Below are 24,323 nucleotides of genomic sequence, written 5' to 3' on the forward strand. Positions count from 1 at the left end.
CTGTTCGCCGGATGAGGAGCCCCATGCGCGCGTACCCCCGCCGCCATGCCGTCGCCGCCCTGGCCGCCGCCGCGACCGCGCTGCTCGCGAGCGCGACCCCGGCCACCGCGACACCCGCCCCGGCGCAACTGCCCGCCCTCGGCGCGGACTTCCACTGGGGTGTGGCCGCCTCCGGCTTCCAGAGCGAAGGCCATGCGCCCGACAGCAATTGGTCACGGTACGTCGCCACCCACCCGGATTACGACCGCTACGGCGACAGCGTCGACTTCTACGACCGCTACGCCTCCGACATCGCCCTGGCCAAGGATCTGGGCGTGAACACCTACCGCCTCGGCATCGAATGGGCGCGGGTGCAGCCGCAACCGGGAGTGTGGGACGAGAACGGATTCGCCTTCTACGACAAGGTGATCGCGGCCATCGTCGCGGCGGGGATGCGGCCGATGATCACCCTGGATCACTGGGTGTATCCGGGTTGGGAGGCCGATCGCGGCGGCTGGGCCAGCCCGGGCATGGTCGAAGACTGGCTCACCACCATGCGCACGGTGGTCGATCGCTACGCCTCGGCCGACCCTATGTGGGTCACCATCAACGAGCCCTTCGCCTACATCATGAACGAGGTCCGCAATGGCGGGCTGCCCGCCGCCGACGTGCTCACCATGCAGTCGCGGCTGGCGCAGGCGCACAACAGCATCTACGACTACATCCACGCCCGCCAGCCCGATGCCATGGTGACCAGCAATGTCGCCTACGTGCCCGCCGCGGACCCGCTCGTCAACGGCGGCATGCTCGATCTGATCGCCGCCAAGCTCGATTACGTGGGCATCGACTACTACTACGGCCTCTCGCCCGAGGTCGCCGCCCAGTACAGCGCCTTCGCCGCCTCGGAACTGTGGAAGCTGCCCCTGCAGGCCGACGGCCTGTATTACACGCTGCGCCACTTCGCCGATCGCTTCCCCGGCAAGCCGCTCTACATCGTCGAGAACGGCATGCCCACCGACAACGGCCAGCCCCGCGCCGACGGCTACACCCGCGCCGACGACCTACGCGACACCGTCTACTGGCTGCAACGCGCCAAGGCCGACGGCATGAACGTCATCGGCTACAACTACTGGAGCCTCACCGACAACTACGAATGGGGTTCCTACTCACCGCGTTTCGGCCTCTACACGGTCAACGTCCTGACCGATCCGAGCCTGACCCGCCACCCCACCGACGCCGTGGCCGCCTACCGCGCCCTCACCCACGACGGCGGTGTCGGGGCCGGATACGTGCCCACCCGGCCGCCGACAACCTGCTCGCTGGTCGACGCCCTCGACAGCTGCGTCGATCCGGTCACCGTCCCGCACTAGACCCGAAGGTGCTCGTCCACACCCAGATTCGTGATCCACTGCGCCGCGTTCCATTGCGGCGTAAGCCCGGTCCGACGATATCGTCGGCGAGCGGGCTCATGGCCTCGACGATCTGATCGACGATCTCATCGGGTACCTCGGCCACGATGAGGGCCGCGGTCAGATGCCGCAGCACCCGGTCGAAGTGGCGGCGGGTGATGCCCAGGCCCTGATGCACCCGCCGCAGCGACGGGCCGGTGTAGACCGCGGGTCCGCCGAGCATCGTCGAGAAGTAGTCGACCTGGCGCTTTTTGAGGTGGTCGAGGTCGACGCGGGCGAAGAAGCCCGCCAGGTTGGGGTCGGCGCAGACGCGGCGGTAGAAGTCGTCGACCACCGCGGTGAGGGCGGCGGTGCCGCCGATGCGGTCGTAGATGCTGGACATTGGTGTTCCTTCCCTGGCTGGTTGCACCGGACTGTGGCTCCCCCTCCTGAAACTGCTTGGGCCACAGGCCGGTACGACTCGAAAGGTAGCCGCGGCGTGGCGGGCGACGACATCGTCTGTCGCGCACCACCGCGCGAAGCCGCTGGTAACGGCTTCGCACAGGTTTTCCGGACCGGAAAAGCGAGCCCCGACCGGCGGGAGTCCGGACGAACCGGACAGCGCGACACGCCCGCCGCTGCCCCGGAATTCAGCTAACCGACAGCTACGCTCCGAATCGGGACATTCCGACTACTCGTCCCGGAGGAGGAGCCCCGATGCGAAGACGCCTGCACGCCCTCGCGCTGACCGGGCTCGCCACCGCCGCGACCCTGCTGCCGGTCGCCGGTGCCGCCCACGCCACCCCCGCGACGCCCCCGTCGAACTCCGCGCGCGGCGGGCTGGGATCGGACTTCCTGTGGGGCGTGGCCGCGTCGGGATTCCAGTCCGAGGGCCACGCGCCCGACAGCAACTGGATGCACTACATCGACGCCAACTCCGACTGGGACCGCTACCGCAACTCCATCGACTTCCGCTCCCGCTATCAGAACGACATCGCCCTGGCCGCGAGTCTGGGGGTAAAGGTGTTCCGCATCGGCATCGAATGGGCGCGGCTGCAACCCGAACCCGGGGTGTGGGACGAGCAGGGCTTCGCCTTCTACGACCAGGTCGTCGACGATATCGTCGCGAACGGCATGGAACCCATGCTGACCCTGGACCATTGGGTCTATCCCGGCTGGGAGGCCGACCGCGGCGGCTGGCGCAATCCGGACATGGTGGCGGACTGGCTGACCAATGCCCGCAAGGTCGTCGACCGCTACACCTCGCGAAATCCGGTGTGGGTCACCGTGAACGAGCCGGTCGCCTACATCATGCACGAGGTGCGCCAGAACGACACCGTGGCCGACGACATGCTCGACAAGGTCGCCCAGGTGCACAACGAGATCTACGACTACATCCACAAGGTGCAGCCCAAGGCGCTGGTCACCAGCAATGTCGGCTATGTGGCAGGGGCGGAATCGCAGGTCAACGGGCCACTCATGGACCGTATCGGCGACAAGCTCGACTTCATCGGCGTCGACTACTACTTCGGTTACGAACCACCGCACGGCAATACGGTCAATCTCCCCGACGGCTCGGCCGCGCCCCCGACCGGAATGTGGGACCTGCCGATCCGCCCCGAGGGCATCTACTATGCGCTGCAACACTATTCGCGCCTGTTCCCGGGCAAGCCGCTGTGGGTCGTCGAGAACGGCATGCCCACCGAGAACGGCAAGCCCCGCGCCGACGGCTACACCCGCTCCGACCATTTGCGCGACACCGTCTACTGGCTACAACGCGCGAAGGCCGACGGCATGAACATTGTCGGCTACAACTACTGGAGCCTGACCGACAACTACGAATGGGGTTCCTACACCCCTCGTTTCGGCCTCTACACCGTCGACGTCCTGACTGACCCGAGCCTGACCCGCAAACCCACCGACGCCGTCGGCACCTACCGCCAGATCATCACCTCGAATGGCGTCCCCTCCGCCTACGAGCCGGTCCGCTTCCCCTCCGACTGCAAACTCGTCGATCCCCCCGCCAGCTGCGACTCCCCCGTCACCATCCCCACCCCGGCCCCCTGACCCACGAGCATGCAATTCAGCAGCCGTCTTCTCGATGTTTGCCTGCCGATTTGCATGCTCGTCGCTCAGATGTCCTGTTGGCGGACTGCGCGTTCGATTTCTTCGACCAGGGTTGCGCCGCCTACCTCGTGGGCGGCGGCTCGGAAGCGGTCGCGGAAGCGGTCGAGGTCGGGGCGGACGCCCTCGCCGGAGTACTCGGCGCCCGCGGCGTCGCGGATGGTGCGGACCATGTCGTCGGCGAGGGCGGCGATGTGGGTGCGGATGAGTTTGCGCAGGACGCCGGAGAGGGCGATGTCGGTGCCGACGTCGTAGAGGACCAGGGCGCCGGAGAGCATGGCGGGTTCGGGGATATGCCAAGCGTCGCCGCGGCATTCGAGGTAGCCCGCGGCGAGCAGGTCGTCGAGGATTTCGGGGCGGCGGTCGCCGAGCAGTTCGGTGAGGGCGTCGTCGTCGAGCAGCGCGCCGGTTTCGGGTTCGCCGCTGTAGCGTGGATCGAAGAGCTCACGCCAATCGCCGTCCGCCGGAACCTCCGCGGCGAAGACCTCGCGGATGGCGTCGAGGCGTAGGCCGCGCGACTGCATGGCGGTAATGGCGCGCAGGCGGTCGAGGTGTTCGGGACCGTAGACGGCTTCCTTGCCCGCGCGACCGGGCTTGGGCAGCACGCCGACCGAGTGGTAGTAGCGGATGGTGCGGGCGGCGACACCACTGAGTTCGGCGAGTTGGAGTCGGCTGTATCGGTCCACGCGAACAGCATAGATAGCGCGATCGAGCGACGTTGACAGTTGTAACTGTCCGCGTTAGCGTAACCGCCGCCACACTGTCGACGACGACATAGGGAGATTCCATGACCCAACGCGACACCGATTTCGACGTGCTCATCGTCGGGTCCGGATTCGGCGGCAGTGTGAGCGCGCTGCGCCTGACCGAGAAGGGGTACAAGGTCGGCGTCCTCGAGGCCGGGCAGCGCTACGAGGACGATCAGCTGCCCGACACCAGCTGGGATCTGAAGAAGTTCCTGTGGGCACCGAAGCTGGGCTGCTATGGAATTCAGCGCATCCACCCGCTGCGCGATGTGTTGATTCTGGCGGGCGCGGGCGTGGGCGGCGGGTCGCTCAACTACGCCAATACCCTCTATGTCCCGCCCGCGCCGTTCTTCCAGGACGCGCAGTGGCGTGACATCACCGACTGGCACGACGAACTCATGCCGTATTACACACAGGCCCGCAAGATGCTGGGTGTGGTCACCAACCCGCACATGACCCCGGCCGACGAGGTGTTCAAGCAGGTCGCCGAGGATATGGGTGTCGGCGACACCTTCGTACAGACTCCGGTCGGGGTGTTCTTCGGCGAACCCGGCAGGACCGTGGCCGACCCGTACTTCGGGGGCGCGGGGCCGCGGCGCACCGGCTGCATCGAATGCGGTGAGTGCATGACCGGCTGCCGTCACAATGCCAAGAACACCCTGGTCAAGAACTACCTGTATCTGGCCGAATCCGGTGGCGCGCAAGTGTTCCCGATGACCACGGTCACCATCCTGCGTCCACTGCCCGACGGCACCTGGGACGTGGAGACCGAGCGCACCGGCGCGTGGGTGCGCAAGCAGCCCAAGACCTACACCGCCAAGCACGTGATCCTCGCCGCGGGCACCCGCGGCACCCAGAAGCTGCTGTTCGCCATGCGCGACAAGGGCGTTCTTCCGAAGCTGTCGCCGCGCCTGGGTGTGCTGACCCGCACCAATTCCGAATCGATCGTGGGTGCGGCCACCCGCAAGGTGAACCCGGACATCGACTTCACTCGCGGTGTCGCCATCACCAGTTCGATTCACCCGACTCCCGACACCCACATCGAACCGGTCCGCTACGGCAAGGGGTCCAACGCGATGGGCCTGCTGCAGACCCTCATGGTCGACGGCGGCGGCAAGATTCCGCGCTGGCTGCGATTCCTGTGGACGGTGCTGCTGCACCCGCTGACCCTGGTGCAGTTCATGTCGGTGAAGAACTGGAGCGAGCGCACCATCATCTCGCTGGTCATGCAGCATCTGGACAATTCGATCACCACCTACACCAAGCGCGGCCTGTTCGGGCGCAAGCTGACCTCCAAACAGGGCCACGGCGAACCGAATCCGACCTGGATCCCGGTCGGCAACCAGGTCACCCGCGCGGTGGCCGACAAGATCGGCGGTGTCGCGGGCGGCTCCTGGGGCGAGGTGTTCAATATCCCGCTGACCGCGCACTTCCTCGGCGGTGCGGTGATCGGCGCGGACGCCGAGCACGGTGTCATCGACCCGTATCACCGCGTCTACGGCTACCCGACGCTGAGCGTGGTCGACGGAGCGGCGGTCTCGGCGAACCTGGGCGTGAACCCGTCGCTGACCATCACCGCGCAGGCCGAACGCGCAGCGGCCATGTGGCCCAACAAGGGTGAGCTCGACACCCGCCCGCCCCAGGACCAGGGCTATGTCCGAATTGCACCCGTTGCACCGGTGCACCCGATGGTCCCCGCGAGCGCACCCGCGGCGCTGGTGCTGCCGATCGTCGAAATCCGAGGCGGCGACACCGAATCCACACCCGCCTGAGCCGCGACACCGAGAACAACACACGGAGCAGGCCCGCCGATCGCCCGGCGGGCCTGCTCCTTTCGGTGCCGCCGAGCGTTGTGGTCGCCGAGTGTGCGAATTGGCATGGCGTGCGGGCGATGTGGCCGCGAAGCTTCTCGCACGGCGGCGGCGATGTGGCTCCTCCGCTTCGGCCGGGTCGCGGACCTTGCGCCTCGACGACCGGCCACGAAGAGGCGCGTGGGCCAGCCGACGTGGATGTCGGTCAGCGGGCGTGGATATGGGCCATGGGGGAAGTGGGGGGCGGGACGTCTCCGGCGGGGGCGCGGAATTCCTGGAGGGCGGCAAGGACATCCACGTGGCGGGCGGCGTAGCAGCGGACCTGCGGTAGGGCGTGGGCGACCTCGCTGCGCTCGAGGGGTTCGGCGTCGATGTAGCCGACCTGGTCCAAATCCACGCCGAGGGTTTCGGCGATGCGGGCAATGGCGGCGGACTTGCGGCCCCAGCCGACTTCGGCGGCGGCGAAACGTTCGGCCACGCCGTGGCGGCGCAATTGTTCTACCGTCCAGGCCCATTCGCCGCGGGAGGCCACGGCGTGCATGACACCGCGTTCGCTGAGGATGCGCAGCGAGCGCGCGGCCTCGGCACGCAGCGCTCCGGCGGTGGAGTCGCAGACCACCCCGTCCCACAGGGTGTTATCGCACTCCCACACAAGCAGTTTCACAGTCGCGGCGTTCATCGAGCCCCTACCAGTCAGCAATCATCCGGTACCAAGGGTGCCGGACGGTCACCTCTTTCACCAACCGCCCTGCGCGTGCCATCGTAGGTGCTGTCTGGGCCAATTGACCAGCGTGAGCAAACCCGGAACGCGGAAGTTCCTTGTAGCCTGCGGGTTCGGTGCACGGATGATCGCCGCTGGTAGCGTCGGATCCGGACGGATGGATCGGATGGAAAGGGGCGATGGCCCATGCGGCGGCGCTGGATACTCGCGGGTGGCCCGCCCGCGCTCGCACTGGCACTGGTACTGACCGGTTGCGGTGCGGCCGAGGAGTCCGCGCCGGTGGTGGTGAGTTCGCTGACCCTGGCCCCGCGCCCCACCGAGACCACGCCCACCCCCGCCGGGTCGGCCGCACCCATCCCCGCCCCCGCACCGACCGCCTCGGCCGTGGCCGGGCTCCCGACGGCGGATCCCTACCCGGATCAGCCACTCATCGATCACACCGAGTGGACCGACGAGATCGACGGCCGCCGCCTGCACGTGTATCCCACCCAGGCCGGACGCAAGGACCTCTTCCCCGCCGCCCTCGACCGCGCCTGGCAGGAAGTCCTCACCGACGCCCCCGACGCCGACACCCCCGGCATGTACGACCAGTTCCGCTGCCACTGGGAATGGGCCCGCGTCGTGGCCCCCGACAAACCCAGCTGGAACCTCGAACCCTGGCGCCCCGCCGTCGGCTACGACGCAACCGTCGCCGCCCTGTGCAACCCGGGCGGCCCCGAACGCTGACCCGCACCGGGACATTCGGGCGAACCGCCCAGCGGCCAGCCCAGTGCCAACAACGCGGGGACTGCGGGGTGCTGATCCAGCGCCCGCGTTGAGTCACCGGGTTGCCGAGATGGTGGCGTCGATGCCCGAGGTCCCAGCGGCAGACCAAGCACCGCGTCGAGGCGTTCCGGGTGCTGCGCTGGGGCATTGGCTCGCCGCGCCGACTTGTTCGGGTGGGGAGTCGCGGCATGGGGGTGCCGCGGCACGGGTGATTGTTCGATGGGGTAACGAAGGCGTACCGACGAAAGGTCTTGCCCGCGAGAAGCTTCGAGCGGGCCGGTAAACCTGCGTATCGTTGAAATGACTCAGCGTTGGGGAGGGTCCAGCGCGAACTCCTGGGAGGAGGGCACGGTGCGCGCCTCCGCACCCGCGACCTCTACACCCACGCCGCGGCCCGCCGCCCGGGAACCGGCGCGTCCGCCGGTGCGCCGACTCTTTCCCGCCTTGGGCGAAACGTCCGATATCTATTTGGATTCGGCGTCCACCACGCAGAAGCCGGTGCCGGTGATTCGCGCGGTGCACCTCTACCACAGTGAGCGCACCGCCAATGCCGGGCGGGGCACCTACCCGTGGGCGTCGAGCCTGACCCGGCGCATCGAGGAGGTGCGCGAGGCGATGGCCGCATTCATCGGGGCCGCACCGGACGAGGTGGTGTTCACCGGCGGATCCACCGCCGGAATGAACGCGGTGGCATTGTCGTGGGCGCTGACGAATCTGCGCGACGGCGACGAAATCCTCTACAGCCCACGCGATCACGCCTCCAACGTCTACCCCTGGCATCACCTGCGGCGACTGCTCGAAGGGTTCGGGCGCAGGATCACGCTGGTCCCCTATCGGCTCACTCAGCTCGGCGAGGCCGATATCGAGGATGTGGCCGCGCGCATCACCCCGCGCACCCGGCTGATCACCGTCGGACATCTGCATCACGTGTTCGGCACCCTGACCACCCTCGAAGAGCTGCGCGGGCGCATCGATCCGGACATCGCGCTGTGTTTCGACTGCAGCCAGTCCGGCGGGCATCTGCCGGTGCGCGTCGACGAGCTCGACGCCGATTTCGCGGTATTCTCCGCGCACAAGATGTTCGGCGCGCCCGGCACCGGGGTGCTGTACTGCCGCCGCCGACGCCACAGTGAACTGACACCGTTTCTGCCGGGCGGTAATTCAGCGGTGTCACTGACCGATTCGGGCCTGCTGGCCGGGTCGATGCCGCAGCTACTCGAGGGCGGCACCCACAATATCCCGGGCATCCTGGCCCTGGGCGCGGCCCTCGAGGTACTCACCGAGGTGGGTCTGGGCACCATCGCCGACCACAATCGCGCGCTGACCCAACGGCTGATCACCTCCCTGCGCGCCATCCCGGGAGTGGAGTTCCTGCCCGGTCCGGCCTACGCGCCGTGCGAGACCGGCTACGGGATCCTGTCGTTCACCCTGGACGGGATCAGCGCCACCGACCTGGGCTTCGTGCTCAGCGAATTGGGGTTCCTGGTGCGCACCGGCGCGCACTGCGTCCCCGCCGATGATGTGCCGATGGACGAGGACTCGGTGCGGGTTTCGACCCACGTCTACAACACCTTCGACGAGATCGACCGATTCACCGAGTGCGTCGCCACGATTGCCGAGGAGGTCTCTTGACTACCACCGGCCCCGAACCCCGCTACGACCGGCGCGCCGCCTCCCGGGTGCTGGCCGCGCTGGCCCGCCCCGGACTGGGCGCGCCGCCGGTGCTGCCCCCACCGCGACGCATCGAATACACCTGCGCGGCACTGCAACCCGAACCCGGCTCACATCTGACCTTGTCGCAGCGGCTGTATCTCGAGCGGTTCATGCGCCCGTGCCGCGCCGATCAGGTGGTCAGCGCCACGCACCGCATCGCCTGGACCGACAGCGACGGCATCCCCAATACCGGACACTTCCACTCCGGCGGCCTGGGTCCGATCGTGCCCATCGCCATGCGCGAGACCGTGCTGACGCTGTGGCACGCGCTGCAGGCCGATACCGCGCTGGCCCAACGCATGTCGGAGTTGAGCCCGCGCGAGGAGGCGGTGCTCGAGGGCACCACCACCGACCACGAACCGTTCGAGATCTTCCGGGTCGGCATCGAGGCGGCGGGCCGGGCGCTGGCCCAACACGCGCTGCTGGCACGCTGGACCCCGTATCGCAGCCCGGCCGAATTCGCGATCGGCATGCGCGATTCGGGGATCTACGCGGCGGTGGCGACCCGCTGGTATTGGGAACTGCAAGCCTCGAGTTACCGGCGCGGCATGATCGCGGTCACCCTGGCCACCCAACCCGATGGGACGGTGCGGTATTCGGCCGAGACCGTGGCCACGCTGCGGGCGATGAAGGACATGACCATCGAGGACGCGCATCGGGTCATGCGCCGCGCCACCCACGTGGAGGGGTTGAGTGTGGCCGAGGCGATCGCGAAGTATCACGATGAGCTGGATTTGATCTCGCGCCAGTACGCGCTGCTGCCGCCGGGAACGCGCCCGGCGTGCCTGGCGGCCATGCCGCATCAGCTCGACGGGGAGCATTACAGCATTCTGCCGGTGGTCATCGACAAGTTCACCGACGTGTTCACCAGAATCGTCGACCGGATCAGAGTCGCCGAGGTGCCCGCCGAAACCGGTTCGGAGACCGGGGAACTGGCCGCCGAGGACCGCGTCTTCTATGTCCCCGACATGACGTGCAAGCACTGCATCAAGACCGTCACCGGTGTGCTCGAGTCGATGAGCATCGGGGTCCAGGACATCGATCTGATCAGCAAAAGGGTGATCGCCGAGTTCCGCAGCCCCCGCAACCGCCATCGCGCCTTCGAGGCGCTGCGCGACAGCGGCTACAACCCGACCCTGATCACGCCCGCGCCCGCGGCCGAAACCGCGGTATGACCGCTGCCGCGCCGCCGGGACTCCCGGCGAAGATGCATGCGCTGGTGCGGGCGTTCGTGTCGACGCCGGGGCTGGTCGAGGAAACCGTGGCCGGATTCGGGACACCGGCGCATCTGGTGTTTCCGCAGGTGTTCGCCGAGAACCTGGAGCGGCTGCGGGCGCGGTTGGCCGCGCGGGTGCCCGGGTATCGGATCTGCTATGCGCACAAGGTGAATCAATCGCGGGCGTTCGTGGTGACCGCGCAGGCGGCGGGGGTGGGGATCGATGTCGCCTCGGCGGCCGAACTGGACGGTGCGTTGGCGGCCGGATTCGGTCCGGAGCGGATCGAGGTGACCGGGCCCAAGGGTGAGGGGTTCGTGCGGGAATTGGTGGGGGCCGGGGTGGTGATCAATGTGGATAACCTGTGGGAGCTCGAACGCATTGCCGCGCTGGCGCGGCCGGGGACGCGGGTGCCGGTGCTGGTGCGGGTCAGCGGATTCGCGGGCACACCGGTCAGTCGGTTTGGAGTGCCGTTGCATCGGGTCGACGCCGTCATCAAGGTGCTGGCGGCCGAGCGGGAGCGGATCGAGTTCCGCGGGTTCGCTTTTCACCTCGATTCGGGTGAACCCGCCGAGCGGGTACGGGCGGTGGAGAGTTGCCTGGTGTTGACCGAGCGTGCGTACGCGTCTGGTTTGACCCCTTCGGTGCTCAATATCGGGGGTGGTTTCCGGCAGGTATTCACCGCTGACGCACAGGCATTCGATGCATACGTGCACGCGCTGCGTGAGTCGCTCCTGGGTCGCGGAGAGCAGATGACCTGGGCGGGAAACACTTTCGGCTTCCACCTCGAGGATGGCGCGGTCCACGGGACACCGGTTTTTCACAAATACGCTAACACTGTGGATGCCGAAAGGATGCTCAGTGATCTTCTCGACACTGAACTGGAGACGCACGCGGGGCGGACGATCGCCCAGATCGCCGCGGAGAACCTCCTGGAGGTCTGGCTCGAGCCCGGCAAGGCGTTGGTCGATCATGCCGGAATCACCGTGGCGCGGGTGGAATTCGTGAAGGAGACCGCCGACGGCAGCACCCTGGTGAACTTGGATTTGAGCCGCGACACCGTCACCCCGGCCGATCAGGAGGTGATGGTGGATCCGATCCTGGTGCCCGCGCGTGCGAATGCGGCCGCGAATTCCGGTGTCACGGGTGTGTTTCTGGCCGGGCGGCTGTGTCTGGAGCGGGATCTGATCGCCAATCACAAGGTGTGGCTACCGCGGTGTCCACAATCTGGGGACTACCTGGTGTTCCCGAATACCGCCGCCTACCACATGGATTTGTCGGCAGCGCGTGCATCGATGCATTCGATGCCGCCGAAACTGGCTGTGGTGCAACGATCCGGGACGTTCGCGGTGTGCCCCGACGTTGACTACCGGCACGAGGTGGCTTGATGCGCTACGACCACATCACCGAACTGATCGGCAATACTCCCCTGCTGCGGCTGGATCCGGCCGTGCACGGGCTCGCGCACGTGGAACTCTACGCCAAACTCGAGTTCTACAACCCGTTCGGCTCGGTCAAGGATCGGGTGGCGTGGGGCATGATCCGCGATGATCTCGACGACATCGTGGCGGGCAAGAAGACGCTGATCGAGGCCTCGAGCGGCAATACCGCCAAGGCGTTGCGGATTCTGGCGGCCATGCACGGGATCGGGTTGCGCGCGGTCACCAATCGCATCAAGGTCGCCGAGGTGCGAGAGCTGTTGCAGCTGTTGGGCACCGACATCGAGGAACTACCCGGGCTCTCGGAATGTCCGGACCCGACCGCGCCGAACGACGTGTACTCGGTGATCGAGTCCACCATGGCCCGCACGCCGGGGGCCTGGTATCACCCCTCGCAGTACACCAGCGAGAAGAATATCGAGGCCCACTATCAGGGCACCGGCCGGGAAATCCACGAGGACCTGGCCCGCGACGGCATCACCCGCGTCGACTATCTGATCGGCGGGCTGGGCACCACCGGTTCCACCCGCGGCACGGCCACCTTTCTGCGCAAACACAATCCGGAGTTGAAGACCATCGCCGTGGTCTCCGAGCGCAGCGATTTCATCCCCGGCATCCGCTCGGAAACCGAGATGTGGGATGTGGGCCTGTTCCAGCCCGAGTTCTACGACCGCATCGTGGCGATCGAGGCCGTGCGCGCGGTCGATGCCACGGTGTCGTTGGCCACCGCCCACGGCGTACTGGCCGGACCCACCAGCGGCGCGACCTACGCGGCCGCCGTGGATTTCCTGAAAACCCTGGAGCCCCAGCCGGATCCGATCACCGCGGTCTTCATCGTCTGCGACCGCCTCGAACCGTACCTGTCCTACATCCGCAAACGCCGCCCCGAACTATTCGGCAAACCCGGCCGCGCCCCCGCCCCCAACACCGCGGAACTGTCGGCGACCCCGTCGCTGTCCCCCGACGACCTCGAATCCCTCGACCGCACCGCCCGCCCCACCCTGGTCGACACCCGAGGCGCGATGGCCTACCGCATCGCCCACATCCCCGGCTCCCTCAACATCCGCGACGACCAACTCGACGACATGCTCACCCAGGGCATCCCTTTCTCCCGTTCCCGCCCACTGGTTTTCATCTGCCCCGTCGGCGACCTCTCCCGCCGCTTCGCCGCCCTATCCCGCCGCGCCGGATACGACGCCTACAGCCTCTCCGGCGGCATCACCGCCTGGCGTGATGCGGGCAAACCCATGGAGTCGACACCGCGGCCCGAGTGACCCCGCCCGGTGTGCATTCGCAGGGTTGGGGGCGGCGTTCGGGAAGCCGGTTGGTGTGGTCGCTAAAGTGAGGCCAATGGGAGCTGACCAGGCGTTGGTTCAAACATTGCGGGACATGGCCTGGCTGGCCACCCCGATGGCCCTGCGGGTCGCGGCCACACTGCGACTGGCCGACCACATCGACGACAGTGGGTCCACCGCCGGAGAATTGGCCAAGCTCACCGACACCTCACCACCGGCGCTGACCCGGCTACTCGCCCACCTGGTGACCCTCGAGGTGCTCAGCCGCACCGAGGACACCTACTTCCTCACCGAGCTGGGCCGACAACTGCGCTCGGACGCGGACAACGAACTGCTCCTCGAACTCGACATCGACTCCGCGGTCGGCCGCGCCGAGCTGGCCTACGTGGAACTCGAATACGCGGTCCGCACCGGCCATGCGGCCTATCCACGCCACTACGGCCGCGACTTCTGGTCCGACCTCGCCGACACACCCGCACTGCGGAAATCGTTCGACGCCAAGATGACTCGCCGATTCCAGACCATCGCCCCGCAGATCGCCCAGCGCTACGACTGGAGCCGCTTCGCCACCATCGTCGACGTCGGCGGCGGGCAGGGCACGGTGCTGAGCGCCATTCTGCGCACGCACCCGACGGTGCGCGGACAACTCGTGGACCTACCGGCCACCGCGGCCCACGCCGTCGAGGAGTTCGCCGCGGCAGGTCTGAGCGACCGCGCGAGCGTCGTGGCGGGCAGCTTCTTCGATCCCCTGCCCGGCGGGGCCGACGCCTACCTGCTGAGCGACATCCTGCACGACTGGGACGACGCCCACGCCCACGAAATCCTCTCCCGCTGCGCCGAAGCCGCGGGCCCCACCGGAACCATCCTCATCATCGAAGCCATCCACGACCACGACTCCCACACCGCGATCGACCTGTCCATGCTCGTGTTCTTCGGCGGCCGCAACCGCACCCTCGCCGAATTCATCACCCTCATCAGTGCGCACGACCTGCACCTGAAGTCCGTCTCGGAGATTGCCGACCATCGCACCCTGCTCGAAATCACCCCCAACCCAACCGGTCCCGAGCGGGCACCGCACCGGAACCCAACAGACGGTGACTAGCTGCAGGAGCCGTTGCCGGAGGAGTCCAGATGGCAGGTCATGGTTTTGGTCAGAGCAAGCAGTGAAACCCCGGTATTGACGTCGACAACGTTCACGGTCACCACGACATTTTCGCCGTTGCTGACAGTGCCGACATTCGTCGTGATCGGGTCTGCCACCTGCTGCGCACCGGGGTGAAGGGTGATTTGCTCCGACCCCTCGCCGACGTCGATTCCCAAACCGGTCACCGTTCCGGTGACCCTGACGTTCTCGTCGTTGCTGGCATTGTCCGTCATGCTCGAGTTGATCACAGCACCCAGGAGCTCGGAATTGCTGATGGCGGAAAGGTTTTGGAGACTGCCGTCGACAGCCCCTGCCTGAGCGGGTGCAGTCCACAGCACTCCGGCGACGATGCTGATCACGGAGGCGGCGGTGAGAGTAAGGCTGCGCTTCATAGATGGCGTCCTTCTGGTAGCCGAGCCGACCGAGAATCCCACTTCTGGGACTCGTCGATCACCTTCTGGTGCAGCTGGGAGATCCGAGGGGCTGACCGATTGTTCGCCAACACATGCCATCCTCAGCCAGCCCGCACGAATGATTCTGCTCCGCCGTCCCATCAGACGTTCTGGAATCTGCAAGGTTGGGAGTCGGCTCATCGAAATATCAACGGACACAGCCGGTGCGAGCCGCCCAGGGCGCATCCGGCCCTCGCCCCCGAGTAGTCTCGGCGAGCGCGGTGCAGTTCAACCAGAGCATGGAAGACGATTGCGAGGACGACGACGGCCAGTACATCGAGACCGAGGCCAGCCTCAATCACGGCAATTCCAGGGGACAGCTTCGACGCGCTCAGCCGCGATACATCCCGCGGTAGGCGTCGATCGTCTGCACCAGGTGATCGACGATCTGCTCACGCGTCGCGCGCAGGGTGCCATTCAGCCAGGCCGAGAACATGCCCGCGTTGCCCGAGGCCATGGTCACCGCCGCCAGCCGCCGCCGCACCGGGTCGTCGATGTGGACGAACAGGTGGTCCTGGATCAGACGCGTGAAGGCGGGCATGACCGCGATGGTGGTCTGCCCCAGCCCGGTCGACGAATACGGTTCCACCAGGAACAGCCGGGACTTGCGCGGATCCTGGAGCACCTTGTCCACCAGCACTTCCGAGAGCGCGCGATCGCGGTCGGGGTCGTCGGCGACGGCGAAGGCGGTCATGGGCTCGAGGAATTCGTCGGCGATCTGGCGGTAGAGCACGTCGAGCAGTTCGTCTCGGCTGGCGAAGGATTCGTAGAAGTAGCGGTCGGTCAGATTGGCGCGCCGGCACACCGCGCGCATGGTGACCGCGCCCGCCCCGGATTCGCCGATCAGGTCCAGTGCGGCCTCGAGCAGCGCGGCGCGGCGCGCCTCACGGCGTTCGGTGAGGGTCGTGCCACCCCAGATGCGGGGTTCGGCGTCGGGGGACGGTTGCTCGGTCTGCACCGGGTCAAGAGTAATGCCCGGTGCCGGGCGGGTACGCACACCCGGCACCGGACCGATCGGTATCGGCGGGTTCGCCGACGGCGTGACTCAGCTCGTGACCACGCAGGCACTGCCCAGATTGATGCCCTGCCCGACCGTGACCCAGGTCCACTGCGAGCCGTTGTAGGACCAGGCCTGCACGAAGTGCTGACCGGTCGAGGTCGGCGTCCAGCTCGAGGTGGCGGTGCCGCCGCTGCCGAGGCTGAACTGCTGCGGGTTGAAACTGCCCGCGCCGCTGTCGTAGAGCCAGACATATTCGTTGGGACTGCCGTTCACGGTGACCGTGTAGGAGCAGTTGGTGCCGTAATTGCCGCCGCCGAGGCTGATACTCGACCCGCTGGACACATTCACGCTACTGACGTAGGCGGACGCGTCGGGCGCGGCGAGGACGAGGGCCGCCGGGATGGCGGCGAAGGTGGTGAATGCGGTGAGGGCCGACTTCCGTGACCGGATCATCGTCGATCATCTCCCCAGATGAACAGATGAATGAGGGACCTGCGACGCCATTGGCGCATATAGGCAGTGTCTGCGTTCAGGGTCCGCGACACGCGCGGATCGGACTACTCGGCCCGCACGTCGTCACGGCGACGGCACCTCTGATGATCACTGGCAACCGTGAGGCTTTCGCTGGTTGAAGCGAAAACTCCCCAGCCCCTATGGATCCCCTAATTTCCGCGCTCGAGTCGCGAAACAGCTAACGCCTCGCTACCGTACCGATTGTCCGAATCCGTGAGGGGCGCAATTGCGCAGACGCCCCGGTCGGTGGACACCCCGCGAGCCCGCTTCCCCGAGGCTCGCACCCGCGTCCCGCACCGTTGCGGGTGTGGCGAAACCCGGCGTCGCCGAGTCGGATCCGATCCCCGGCTCGGCGACGCCGCCCGCCCGGCCCGGCGGCGCATGTGGGCCGATTCGTCCGCAAAGTCTTCGCGAAACCGGCGGCGCTGGAATGATCACGGTCGATCGTTTCAGTCAATGCACGAAGGCACCGCGAGCACCATGGCCAAAAGCCAGTACGCCAATTCCCCGGCCACCCACGACGTTCCCGAACCCTCGCTGTGGGGACGGCATCTGGGCGTCAGCGAGGAGGTCGCCGACGGCCTCTACTCCGACCAACTCGGCGCATTGATCTTCGTGCGCAAATTGGTGCGCTGCGGCTACCTGTTCAACACCGTCGTCGCCCTGCTGGTGTGGGCGGGAATCGCACTGTGGGGCCGCTATTCCGGCCCCCGCAGCTTCCACGACTGCACCTCGGTCCCCGGTCTGAGCGCGGGCTGCGACCCGGCCCTGGCCTCCTGGATCCTCGGCGTCGCCAGCGGATTCGTCGTCGCCCTCGCCGTTTTCGTGCTGCTGTCGCTACCGTGCTTCGTGGTCGGCTACGCGGTGCGCTGGTCGGCCAAGGCCATGGCCGAGCGCAACTGAGCGCTAGCGTTCGGGCTGCTGCGCCGGTGTCGCGGCGGCCACGATCTCCTGCAAGGCCGCGATGTGGCCGTCGAAAGCGGTTCGGCCCGTGGGGGTCAGGCGGGCGCGCACCTTGCGTCGGCTGCCGTCCAGCCGCCGCTCGGTGGCCACGTACCCGGCCTCCTCGAGGGTCGCGAGTTGTTTGGACAGGGCCGAGTCGGACAGGTTCAGTCGTTCCTTGAGGAAGGCGAATTCCGCCCAGTCCGCGGCGGCCAGGGTCGCGACCAGACTCAGTCGGGTACTGGGGTGGATCAGCTCATCGAAGCGAGCCTCGCTCATGCGCGTGCCCACCCGCGCAGCACCCGCAGGATCTCCGGGCCGCCGAAGCCGATGACCGCGGCGATGAGGATCGCCGACCAGGTGCGGGGATGGGCGACACCGTCGGCGTCGAGCGCCACCGCGGCCACGACGGTCAGTGCGACCAGGCCCAGCAGCATGCCGATGACCACCAGTGGCGTGCGCCGCCCGGCGACGGCGGCGCTGACCTGCACTTGATCGGTGCGGCGTCGGCCGTCGAGCAGTCGTGAGGCGATCGTCGAGTGTCCGGCGCCGAAGATCAGCGTCGCCGCCGCGGTCAGCCACGCGGGTCCGAAGTCTCCGATCACCCCCAAAACGACCCAGCCGCAAGCCATTCCCCACCAGTACCAGCGGGGCAGGCCGACCTCGTCGGCGACCTGCCGTTGGGCGCGTCGCGCTGCCTCGAGTGCGGCGCGAGCCTGGTCCGGAGCGATGCCGTCCATCATTCCTCCCTTGACTTTCCTACTTGGAAAGTAAGAGTCCACTTTCCCGATGGGAAAGTCAAGGGGTGCAGGTCACGGTATGGAAACCGGCGTCTAGCCGAGCAATTCGTCCAGGTAGCACCAGCGCCAAGACTCACCTGGCTCGACGCTGCGCATGACCGGGTGTCCGGTGTTGTTGAAGTGCTTGGTGGCGTGATTGCCGGGCGAGGAGTCACAGCAGGCGACGTGGCCGCAGTCCAGGCACATGCGCAGATGGACCCAAACCAGGCCCTCGTCGAGGCATTCGCCGCAGGCGTCGGGGGTGTCGGGCACGCGCACGCAGGGAGCCTCGCGCAGATGCTCGCAGGCACCGGCGGTGAGCGGGGAGCTCAGGGGCAGACCGTCGTCGTCCTCGGCCTCGGAAATGCGGTCGATGGTGGATTCCTCGATATCGAGGGTGGCCATCACCGCCTGCAGCACTTCCTGATCGACCTGACCGGCATCGCGGATGCGCAGTACCGTCTCGCGTTCGGCGGCCAGCATGGCCAGGCGCAGGCGGCGGTATTCACCGCTGGGGGTCACGCGCTGGGATTCGGAGCGGCCCAGCAATTCCCACGCCGCCTGGGCGCGCACCACGACTCGGTTGCGCAGGGCGTCGACCACATCGGGTGGGGTTTCGGGGGCGATGTTCTCCTCGAGGGCCTTCAGTCCCGCGGCGGTGGCCTGCTGCAGCAGATTCGCTTCCTGCAGTAGGTCTTCGGCCTGGCTGGGGCCGCGCAGTTTGAGCACTCGCACCAGGGCGGGCAGCGAAAGTCCTTGCAGCAGCAACGTTCCGCCCACCACCACGACCGCCAGCAGCTGCAGGATCGCCAGTTCGGGGGTATCGGCGGGCAGCAGCAGGGCCGCGGCCAGGGTCACCACACCGCGCATGCCCGCCCACGCCACCACAGCCGGACCGGTCCAGTGCGGCTTGGGTTTGCCCTGTCGCCTGCCCTCGACCTGCCAGGCCAGGTAGGTCGCGGGGTACACCCAGATCGGGCGCACCACGATCACGGTCACCAACACGGCCACACAGGTCGCCAGCAGCGTCGAATGCGGGAGTCCGCTGTGCCAGGCGGCCTCGACCAGATGACGCACCTGCAGGCCGATGAGCAGGAAAACCGCGCTCTCGAGCAGGAACTGGATGGTGCGCCAGTTGGTGTGCTCGGCGATGCGCGAGGCCGCGCTCTGCCATTGCGGCGCACCGTGACCCAGGATGAGACCGCAGGTGACCACGGCGATGACACCGGAGGCGTGCACGGCTTCGGCGGGCAGATACGCGATCCAGGGGGCCAGCAGCGAGACGCTGGTGTCGAGCACAGGATCGGTGATGCGGCGGCGCAGGAACGCCAGCATCATCGCCGCGATGACACCGATGAGGGCACCGCCCCCGGCCGCGCCGAGGAAATCCGCGCCCGCCTCCCACAGGGTGATGCTGCCCGCCATGGCCGCCACCGCGGTGCGCAGGGTGACCAGTGCGGTGGCGTCGTTGAACAGCGATTCGCCCTCGAGCAGGGTCACGATTCGGCGCGGCATCCCGACTCGCCGCGCGACGGCGGTGGCCGCGACCGCATCGGGCGGGGCCACGATCGCGCCGATGGCGACCGCCGCCGAGAACGGCACCGGCAGCAGCCAATACACCACACCGCCCACCGCGAACGCGGTGAACAGCACCAACCCCACCGACAGCAGGGTGATCGAGACCTTCTTGGGACGGAAATCGATGAGCGAGGTGCGGATCGCGGTGGTGTAGAGCAGCGGCGGCAGCAGACCCAGCAACACCAGCTCGGGCTCGATGTCGAACTCGGGCACGAACGGCAGATACGAGGCGATCACCCCGGCCACGGTGAGCACGAACGGCTCGCCCAACCCCAGCCGACGCGCACCGGCGGCCAGCGCCACCGCCCCCGACACCAGCACAACCAGACCGAACGCCCACTCCACAGCAACATCGTGCCAGCCGCGACCCCCGATCCCGGCACCGGCTCGCCACGGGCGAACAACCCCGCCCTCACCGCACGACCTCCGGCCCTACACGGCCGCGATACGTGCCCCTATTCGGCGTGCCCGGTCCGCGACCGCGTAATCGCGAACACCCCGATCCGAGCAATGAGCGCCAACACCCACAACCCGACCCCCACCAACTTCAAATCCACCCCGACACCGCTATAGGTCCCCGCCAATATGGCGACCACCCCCGCCCCGAACAGCACGCCCGTAGCGGCATTACACACGGTCCTCGTAACATGCAGGCCCACAGGCAAACCCGCAGTTCGCTCGATGCTGATGGTGAAACTCCCTGCCCGACTACTGAACTCGACCCAGCGCACCTTATCGCGTCCCCCCACCCAACGCCGACTCAGCAGCTTCGCCCACCCCACAACCCACCCACCCCACCCCTCATGATCAGCAAGATCACCCCCTCGCCCCTTGCGATCCTTACCGCGAACCCACAAGGAGGGCCCATGGGCTCACGGCGTGACTACTACCGAGACCCGAACGCCCCGAAGGCGAACAGCTTGGTCCCTGGCGGTTCCGCGTTGGTGATAGGCGCGGACGGCAAGATTCTCATGCAGCGCCGCAGTGACTCCGGTAATTGGAGCTTTCCCGGCGGTGTCATGGACATCGGAGAGACGTTGGAGCAGTGCGTCATTCGGGAGACCAAGGAAGAGACGGGTCTGGACATCGAAATCACCGGGCTGCTCGGCATCTACACCGATCCCGAGCACGTCATCGCGTACCAGGACGGGGAGATCCGCCAAGAGTTCAACATCACCTACTACGGCCGTGTCGTCGGCGGCCGAATCGAAGTCAGCAACGAATCAACCTCGGTCCGGTTCCTCAGCTTGGATGAGCTCGCGGACTTGCCGGTGCACGACACGGTCCGGCTTCGTCTCCAGCACCATGCCGAGCGCCGGACAGGTCCGTATCTCGGGTAGGCGACGGGTGGGTCAGTCGACGTACGGTGTCGACGCCTATCGCGGGATGTATCGCGGCTGAGGGTCTTGCGCCTCAGTTACGCAGGGCCCGAACGGTGTTCGCGAGCATGACGTGGGTGAGGGAGTGCCCGACGAACAAGCACAGCTCGAGCAGCTGCGCTTCGGTGTAGTGCTCGCGCAGCGCGATCCAGGTGTCGTCGCTGAGGAAGTATTCGGTGTCGAGTTCACCCACCGCACGCGTCAGCACCGCCTGCCGTGAGCCGGTGCCGAGCTCGCCACGCAGGGCCGCGGCCAATTCGTCGCGGTCGATGCTGCAAATCCGGCCGAGCGCGCGGTCGAAAACGCGCAAGGCCCACGCCAACATCGGATGGGTGGCGATCTCGACGGTATCGCCGGGCAGCCACATCGCGGCGGTGCCCGGCAGCCGGTCGGGTGTGCGGCGAATACGTGGCACGGGCGACCAGGTGTCGTCGGGCGAGCCCATCAGTGGGCGCATGAGGGGTTCGCCGGGCGCACCGGCACTTTCCAACATCATGCCGAGCAATTGGTAATGACCTGTCACGAACGCGATCTCGGTCAACTGCTTGTCCGAGAACCCGAATTCGCGCAGTGCCCGCACGCTCTCGCGGCTCATGGCCCGATCCCGGTGCAGTTCGTCGTACGCGGTCAGCAAGGCGGCCTGTCGCGGGTCCCAGAACTCCGCCGTCGGCCCAATCTTGATCGCCTCATTGAGTTGCGCGGCCCAGCGCGGCCGGTGACCGCTCGCCAAGCCCCGCACGTACGCCCAGGCCCCGTGCGCAGACCAATGATAGAAATGCCCGCAGTTCCAATTCGCCCGCAGCACAGCCAGTTCCAGATCGCGATGGCGCAAGGACACCAGCGCCCACTGCCCGAACTCCAGCGGACCCTCGAGCGCGAACAACGTGGAGATCAGCCGGGGATGCACCGCCAGCGCGTATCGAACTTGGATGGCTCCGGGCACAAGTCGCAGCAGCTTCCCCCGCGGCTCGATCCTGGTCACCCGCGGGCGCGGCCACCCCAGCGCAACCTGTTCTGTCTCAGGCACCATGGCGGTGACGGTAGCTTCGCGCTGCGTGCAGGGTAAGGATCATTCGAGACGCGATATCGACACTATCGGCCTGCCCGTGCCCGCCTCGCGGCGATGCCGCTGGGTGGACCGTAGGTCCCATACCCGACATCGACGATCTGGTGCGACTTCGGCTCTGGCACACGGTGACACCGCGTGCGGCCTCACCTCGGCTGGATGACCGTGGTCGAGCACGAGTGTCGGACGGTAAGTGACTTCTCCCCCGTTAGCCGCGCACAATTGCGGTGGGGCCGTGGGTGATTGCCATGGCGAGCAGGCCGGGGAAGCGGGCTTCGAGGTCTTCGGTGCGGAGGCGGTTGAGGCGGCGGGTGCCTTCGTCGCGTTGGGCGATGATTCCGGCTTCGCGGAGGGTTTTGAAGTGGCCGCTCTGGGTGGATTTGCTGACCGGGAGGTCGAAGGTCGAGCAGGCCAGTTCCTCGCCCCCGGCGGCGGCCAGGCGGGTGACGATGGTGAGGCGGACGGGGTCGGCGAGGGCGGCCAGGACGGTGGTGAACCGCAGGTCGGCGCGGGCGGGGTGCACCAGTTCGGTGGCGGTTCGGCTTGCCATGGGGGCAATGATAATCCACATGTTCACAAAATCCGAACATCCTGTTATGTTCGGAATCGTCGAACATAACGAGGTTGGGAGGAACCGTGGCGATCGAGCAATCCCCTGCCGCCGACACCGGAGTACCGGTGGCACAGCAGGATTCACCGGTCGGGAGCCGACTGAGATTCTGGGGTGCGGCCTACGCGCTGCTGATCCTGTTCACCGGCACCAATCTCGCGACGCCGCTGTATCACGGCTATGCGCAGCGTTTCGGGTTCTCCCCGCTGATGCTGACCCTGGTCTTCGCCGCGTATGTCGGCGCGTTGATTCCGTCGCTGCTGGTGGCGGGTCCGGCCTCGGATGCGTTGGGCCGCCGCACGATTCTGCTGCCCGCGCTGGCGGTGGCGGCATTGGGCACGCTGGCCTTCGCGCTGGCCACCGGTCTGGTGTGGTTGTTCGCGGCGCGGATCCTACAGGGGGTGGCGATGGGCGCGGCCTCGGGAGCGCTGACCGCCGCGATCAGCGAGGTGGAACCGCGCGGTGATCGACGCCGGGCCGCGCTGGTGTCGGCCATGGCGACGGCGGGCGGCATGGGCGTGGGCCCGATGCTGGGTGCTGTTGTGGCGCAATATTTTCCGCAGCCTTATGTGACCCCGTTCGTCGTGCATCTGGTGCTGCTGATCCCCGCGGGGGTGTTCCTGGCCATGCTGCCCTCGGTGCGCACCGGCGGTCGGTGGCGGCCGCGACGGCCCAGCATTCCCTCCGGCATGGGCCGCACCTTCGCCGCGGCCGGGTCGGCGGCGTTTCTGGGTTTCGCGGTGGTCGGAGTGTTCCTGACCCTGGTCCCCACCTACGCCGCGACCCTGTCGGGCAGTTCGAATCTGGTGGTCGGCAGTGCCGCCGCAGCCGTCCTCCCGGTGGCCTGGTCGGTGGCCCAACTGATCGGGTACGGGAAATCCGAACGGGCCCTGGAACATACGGGCCTCCCACTACTGGCCGCGGGACTGGCCTTGCTCGCATTGGCAGGCGCGGTCTCCTCGCTGACACTGCTGCTGGCGGCCACGCTCCTGGCCGGAGCCGGTCACGGCCTGGCGTTCCTATCGGGCCTGACCGCCGTCAACGCCGCCGCCCCCGCCGACCGCCACGCCGATGTCCTCTCGACCTACTACGTCATGGGCTACTGCGGCACCGGCGGCCCGGTCATCGGCGTCGGCCTGCTCGCCGGAACCACCGGCACCTTGCACGCGGTGCAACTGTTCGCCGCCGCCGTCGCGGTGGCGTGCCTGCTCCGCCTCGCCCTGCGACCGACCCTGGTCCGGTCGAGCTAGCCCCAGCCTGCATCTCCGCCAGCAATCTGTCCGCGGTGTCCTGGCAGCGGCGACCACGCTCACATCAGGTTGCCTTCTCGCCAATCGGGGTGTTAACTCGTCGGCGCAAGGTGCCGTCGTTAGCCGAGGCTCCTTCACGGATATAGGCCGGCGATCCCGAACGTCGAGAGACGCCCCGGATCAGGACAGGTTGCCCCGAGTTAAGGGGCCGCCCCGACCGGCTCCCGCCCTGGCGGGTTCACGCCGTGGAGTGCTGAAGGTCTTACGAGGGGTGGTGCCCGTTTCCAGCGAATTCGCGCTGGTCCCACCCTGTTGGCACGCGTGTGTTGTGCGTCGAGGAGGTGGTGGTCGTGCCCGATGGTCCGGATCGTGTTCCGTTAGCCAATCGTTCACTAGGCGACACCTCCGCAATCTG

At 67.4% G+C, this 24,323-nt stretch carries 23 protein-coding genes and 1 riboswitch; of the genes, 12 read left to right on the forward strand and 11 right to left on the reverse strand.

Annotated elements, in window-relative coordinates; genetic code table 11:
- Window positions 1–23: 23 nt before the first annotated feature.
- Window positions 24–1,349 (forward strand): family 1 glycosylhydrolase, encoded by a 1,326-nt coding sequence (locus VMT40_RS23930; RefSeq protein ID WP_326360923.1) that lies wholly within the window; start codon window positions 24–26, stop codon window positions 1,347–1,349.
- On the opposite strand, the gene VMT40_RS23935 is transcribed toward VMT40_RS23930, so the two are convergent.
- Window positions 1,333–1,770, reverse strand: a complete 438-nt coding sequence (locus VMT40_RS23935; RefSeq protein WP_442790039.1) for a group I truncated hemoglobin — start codon at window positions 1,768–1,770, stop codon at window positions 1,333–1,335. The genes VMT40_RS23930 and VMT40_RS23935 overlap by 17 nt on opposite strands.
- A 314-nt stretch (window positions 1,771–2,084) precedes the next feature.
- Here VMT40_RS23935 and VMT40_RS23940 point away from each other — a divergent pair, with 314 nt between their 5' ends.
- On the forward strand, window positions 2,085–3,434 hold the full coding sequence (locus VMT40_RS23940; protein ID WP_326360925.1) for a family 1 glycosylhydrolase: 1,350 nt from the start codon (window positions 2,085–2,087) through the stop codon (window positions 3,432–3,434).
- 65 nt (window positions 3,435–3,499) lie between these two features.
- On the opposite strand, the gene VMT40_RS23945 is transcribed toward VMT40_RS23940, so the two are convergent.
- Window positions 3,500–4,177, reverse strand: coding sequence for a MerR family transcriptional regulator (locus VMT40_RS23945; RefSeq protein ID WP_326360926.1), 678 nt, complete (start codon window positions 4,175–4,177; stop codon window positions 3,500–3,502).
- Between the two features lie 101 nt (window positions 4,178–4,278).
- Here VMT40_RS23945 and VMT40_RS23950 point away from each other — a divergent pair, with 101 nt between their 5' ends.
- Window positions 4,279–6,009, forward strand: coding sequence for a GMC family oxidoreductase (locus tag VMT40_RS23950; protein ID WP_326360927.1), 1,731 nt, complete (start codon window positions 4,279–4,281; stop codon window positions 6,007–6,009).
- Window positions 6,010–6,253: 244 nt separating this feature from the next.
- Here the strand turns inward: VMT40_RS23950 and VMT40_RS23955 are convergent, their stop codons facing one another.
- The gene (locus tag VMT40_RS23955; protein ID WP_326360928.1) at window positions 6,254–6,727 is read right to left on the reverse strand and encodes a hypothetical protein; all 474 of its coding nucleotides are present in this window, start codon (window positions 6,725–6,727) and stop codon (window positions 6,254–6,256) included.
- Between the two features lie 228 nt (window positions 6,728–6,955).
- Here VMT40_RS23955 and VMT40_RS23960 point away from each other — a divergent pair, with 228 nt between their 5' ends.
- The 6 genes from VMT40_RS23960 (at window position 6,956) to VMT40_RS23985 (ending at window position 14,297) form a co-directional block, all read left to right on the forward strand.
- Entirely contained in the window at window positions 6,956–7,495 is a 540-nt protein-coding gene (locus VMT40_RS23960; RefSeq protein ID WP_326360929.1) for a DUF2599 domain-containing protein, read from the forward strand.
- Between the two features lie 339 nt (window positions 7,496–7,834).
- Complete coding sequence (locus VMT40_RS23965; protein WP_326360930.1) at window positions 7,835–9,166, forward strand: aminotransferase class V-fold PLP-dependent enzyme; 1,332 nt, start codon at window positions 7,835–7,837, stop codon at window positions 9,164–9,166.
- A complete protein-coding gene (locus VMT40_RS23970) occupies window positions 9,163–10,422 on the forward strand; it encodes a heavy-metal-associated domain-containing protein (protein WP_326360931.1) in 1,260 nt (419 codons plus the stop codon). The genes VMT40_RS23965 and VMT40_RS23970 overlap by 4 nt, the downstream gene beginning before the upstream one ends.
- Window positions 10,419–11,849, forward strand: a complete 1,431-nt coding sequence (locus tag VMT40_RS23975) for an alanine racemase (protein ID WP_326360932.1) — start codon at window positions 10,419–10,421, stop codon at window positions 11,847–11,849. Before VMT40_RS23970 ends, VMT40_RS23975 begins: the two co-directional genes overlap by 4 nt.
- Window positions 11,849–13,174 (forward strand): pyridoxal-phosphate dependent enzyme, encoded by a 1,326-nt coding sequence (locus VMT40_RS23980; protein ID WP_326360933.1) that lies wholly within the window; start codon window positions 11,849–11,851, stop codon window positions 13,172–13,174. Before VMT40_RS23975 ends, VMT40_RS23980 begins: the two co-directional genes overlap by 1 nt.
- Window positions 13,175–13,250: 76 nt before the next feature.
- Window positions 13,251–14,297, forward strand: a complete 1,047-nt coding sequence (locus tag VMT40_RS23985; protein ID WP_326360934.1) for a methyltransferase — start codon at window positions 13,251–13,253, stop codon at window positions 14,295–14,297.
- On the opposite strand, the gene VMT40_RS23990 is transcribed toward VMT40_RS23985, so the two are convergent.
- The 3 genes from VMT40_RS23990 to VMT40_RS24000 form a co-directional block, all read right to left on the reverse strand.
- Window positions 14,294–14,731, reverse strand: coding sequence for a hypothetical protein (locus tag VMT40_RS23990; protein WP_326360935.1), 438 nt, complete (start codon window positions 14,729–14,731; stop codon window positions 14,294–14,296). The two genes, VMT40_RS23985 and VMT40_RS23990, sit on opposite strands and share 4 nt — an antisense overlap.
- A gap of 391 nt (window positions 14,732–15,122) precedes the next feature.
- Window positions 15,123–15,749: a TetR/AcrR family transcriptional regulator gene (locus tag VMT40_RS23995; protein WP_326360936.1), complete on the reverse strand. Its 627-nt coding sequence runs from the start codon at window positions 15,747–15,749 to the stop codon at window positions 15,123–15,125.
- Window positions 15,750–15,836: 87 nt separating this feature from the next.
- Window positions 15,837–16,244, reverse strand: coding sequence for a hypothetical protein (locus VMT40_RS24000; RefSeq protein ID WP_326311098.1), 408 nt, complete (start codon window positions 16,242–16,244; stop codon window positions 15,837–15,839).
- Window positions 16,245–16,760: 516 nt separating this feature from the next.
- Here VMT40_RS24000 and VMT40_RS24005 point away from each other — a divergent pair.
- Complete coding sequence (locus VMT40_RS24005; RefSeq protein WP_326360937.1) at window positions 16,761–17,207, forward strand: hypothetical protein; 447 nt, start codon at window positions 16,761–16,763, stop codon at window positions 17,205–17,207.
- A gap of 3 nt (window positions 17,208–17,210) precedes the next feature.
- Here the strand turns inward: VMT40_RS24005 and VMT40_RS24010 are convergent, their stop codons facing one another.
- The 3 genes from VMT40_RS24010 to VMT40_RS24020 form a co-directional block, all read right to left on the reverse strand.
- On the reverse strand, window positions 17,211–17,525 hold the full coding sequence (locus VMT40_RS24010; RefSeq protein ID WP_326360938.1) for a winged helix-turn-helix domain-containing protein: 315 nt from the start codon (window positions 17,523–17,525) through the stop codon (window positions 17,211–17,213).
- A complete protein-coding gene (locus VMT40_RS24015) occupies window positions 17,522–17,986 on the reverse strand; it encodes a hypothetical protein (RefSeq protein ID WP_326360939.1) in 465 nt (154 codons plus the stop codon). Before VMT40_RS24015 ends, VMT40_RS24010 begins: the two co-directional genes overlap by 4 nt.
- A 93-nt stretch (window positions 17,987–18,079) precedes the next feature.
- Entirely contained in the window at window positions 18,080–19,948 is a 1,869-nt protein-coding gene (locus tag VMT40_RS24020; RefSeq protein ID WP_326360941.1) for a Na+/H+ antiporter, read from the reverse strand.
- A 458-nt stretch (window positions 19,949–20,406) separates the two neighbouring features.
- On the opposite strand from VMT40_RS24020, the gene VMT40_RS24025 reads away from it, so the two are divergent.
- On the forward strand, window positions 20,407–20,943 hold the full coding sequence (locus tag VMT40_RS24025; protein ID WP_326360942.1) for an NUDIX hydrolase: 537 nt from the start codon (window positions 20,407–20,409) through the stop codon (window positions 20,941–20,943).
- A gap of 73 nt (window positions 20,944–21,016) precedes the next feature.
- Here VMT40_RS24025 and VMT40_RS24030 read toward each other — a convergent pair whose 3' ends face one another.
- Entirely contained in the window at window positions 21,017–22,012 is a 996-nt protein-coding gene (locus tag VMT40_RS24030) for a hypothetical protein (protein WP_326360943.1), read from the reverse strand.
- A gap of 244 nt (window positions 22,013–22,256) precedes the next feature.
- Entirely contained in the window at window positions 22,257–22,598 is a 342-nt protein-coding gene (locus VMT40_RS24035) for an ArsR/SmtB family transcription factor (protein ID WP_326360944.1), read from the reverse strand.
- Window positions 22,599–22,684: 86 nt separating this feature from the next.
- Here VMT40_RS24035 and VMT40_RS24040 point away from each other — a divergent pair, with 86 nt between their 5' ends.
- Window positions 22,685–23,908 carry an MFS transporter gene (locus VMT40_RS24040; protein WP_326360946.1) on the forward strand — a complete coding sequence of 408 codons (1,224 nt, stop codon included), beginning with the start codon at window positions 22,685–22,687 and terminating at the stop codon, window positions 23,906–23,908.
- A 108-nt stretch (window positions 23,909–24,016) separates the two neighbouring features.
- Window positions 24,017–24,188, forward strand: a riboswitch (M-box (ykoK) riboswitch).
- The last annotated feature ends 135 nt before the right edge of the window (window positions 24,189–24,323 follow it).

The sequence above is a fragment of the Nocardia sp. CDC160 genome, assembly GCF_035818795.1.
GTDB lineage: Bacteria > Actinomycetota > Actinomycetes > Mycobacteriales > Mycobacteriaceae > Nocardia.

Coding starts and splice junctions, on each gene's coding strand:
- VMT40_RS23990 (WP_326360935.1), bottom strand. CDS start 14,731: ATGAAGCGCAGCCTTACTCTCACCGCCGCCTCCGTGATCAGCATCGTC.
- VMT40_RS23965 (WP_326360930.1), top strand. CDS start 7,835: ATGACTCAGCGTTGGGGAGGGTCCAGCGCGAACTCCTGGGAGGAGGGC.
- VMT40_RS24000 (WP_326311098.1), bottom strand. CDS start 16,244: ATGATCCGGTCACGGAAGTCGGCCCTCACCGCATTCACCACCTTCGCC.
- VMT40_RS24010 (WP_326360938.1), bottom strand. CDS start 17,525: ATGAGCGAGGCTCGCTTCGATGAGCTGATCCACCCCAGTACCCGACTG.
- VMT40_RS24005 (WP_326360937.1), top strand. CDS start 16,761: ATGCACGAAGGCACCGCGAGCACCATGGCCAAAAGCCAGTACGCCAAT.
- VMT40_RS23975 (WP_326360932.1), top strand. CDS start 10,419: ATGACCGCTGCCGCGCCGCCGGGACTCCCGGCGAAGATGCATGCGCTG.
- VMT40_RS23985 (WP_326360934.1), top strand. CDS start 13,251: ATGGGAGCTGACCAGGCGTTGGTTCAAACATTGCGGGACATGGCCTGG.
- VMT40_RS24025 (WP_326360942.1), top strand. CDS start 20,407: ATGATCAGCAAGATCACCCCCTCGCCCCTTGCGATCCTTACCGCGAAC.
- VMT40_RS23940 (WP_326360925.1), top strand. CDS start 2,085: ATGCGAAGACGCCTGCACGCCCTCGCGCTGACCGGGCTCGCCACCGCC.
- VMT40_RS24030 (WP_326360943.1), bottom strand. CDS start 22,012: ATGGTGCCTGAGACAGAACAGGTTGCGCTGGGGTGGCCGCGCCCGCGG.
- VMT40_RS23960 (WP_326360929.1), top strand. CDS start 6,956: ATGCGGCGGCGCTGGATACTCGCGGGTGGCCCGCCCGCGCTCGCACTG.
- VMT40_RS23935 (WP_442790039.1), bottom strand. CDS start 1,770: ATGTCCAGCATCTACGACCGCATCGGCGGCACCGCCGCCCTCACCGCG.
- VMT40_RS24015 (WP_326360939.1), bottom strand. CDS start 17,986: ATGGACGGCATCGCTCCGGACCAGGCTCGCGCCGCACTCGAGGCAGCG.
- VMT40_RS23930 (WP_326360923.1), top strand. CDS start 24: ATGCGCGCGTACCCCCGCCGCCATGCCGTCGCCGCCCTGGCCGCCGCC.
- VMT40_RS24035 (WP_326360944.1), bottom strand. CDS start 22,598: ATGGCAAGCCGAACCGCCACCGAACTGGTGCACCCCGCCCGCGCCGAC.
- VMT40_RS23950 (WP_326360927.1), top strand. CDS start 4,279: ATGACCCAACGCGACACCGATTTCGACGTGCTCATCGTCGGGTCCGGA.
- VMT40_RS23980 (WP_326360933.1), top strand. CDS start 11,849: ATGCGCTACGACCACATCACCGAACTGATCGGCAATACTCCCCTGCTG.
- VMT40_RS23955 (WP_326360928.1), bottom strand. CDS start 6,727: ATGAACGCCGCGACTGTGAAACTGCTTGTGTGGGAGTGCGATAACACC.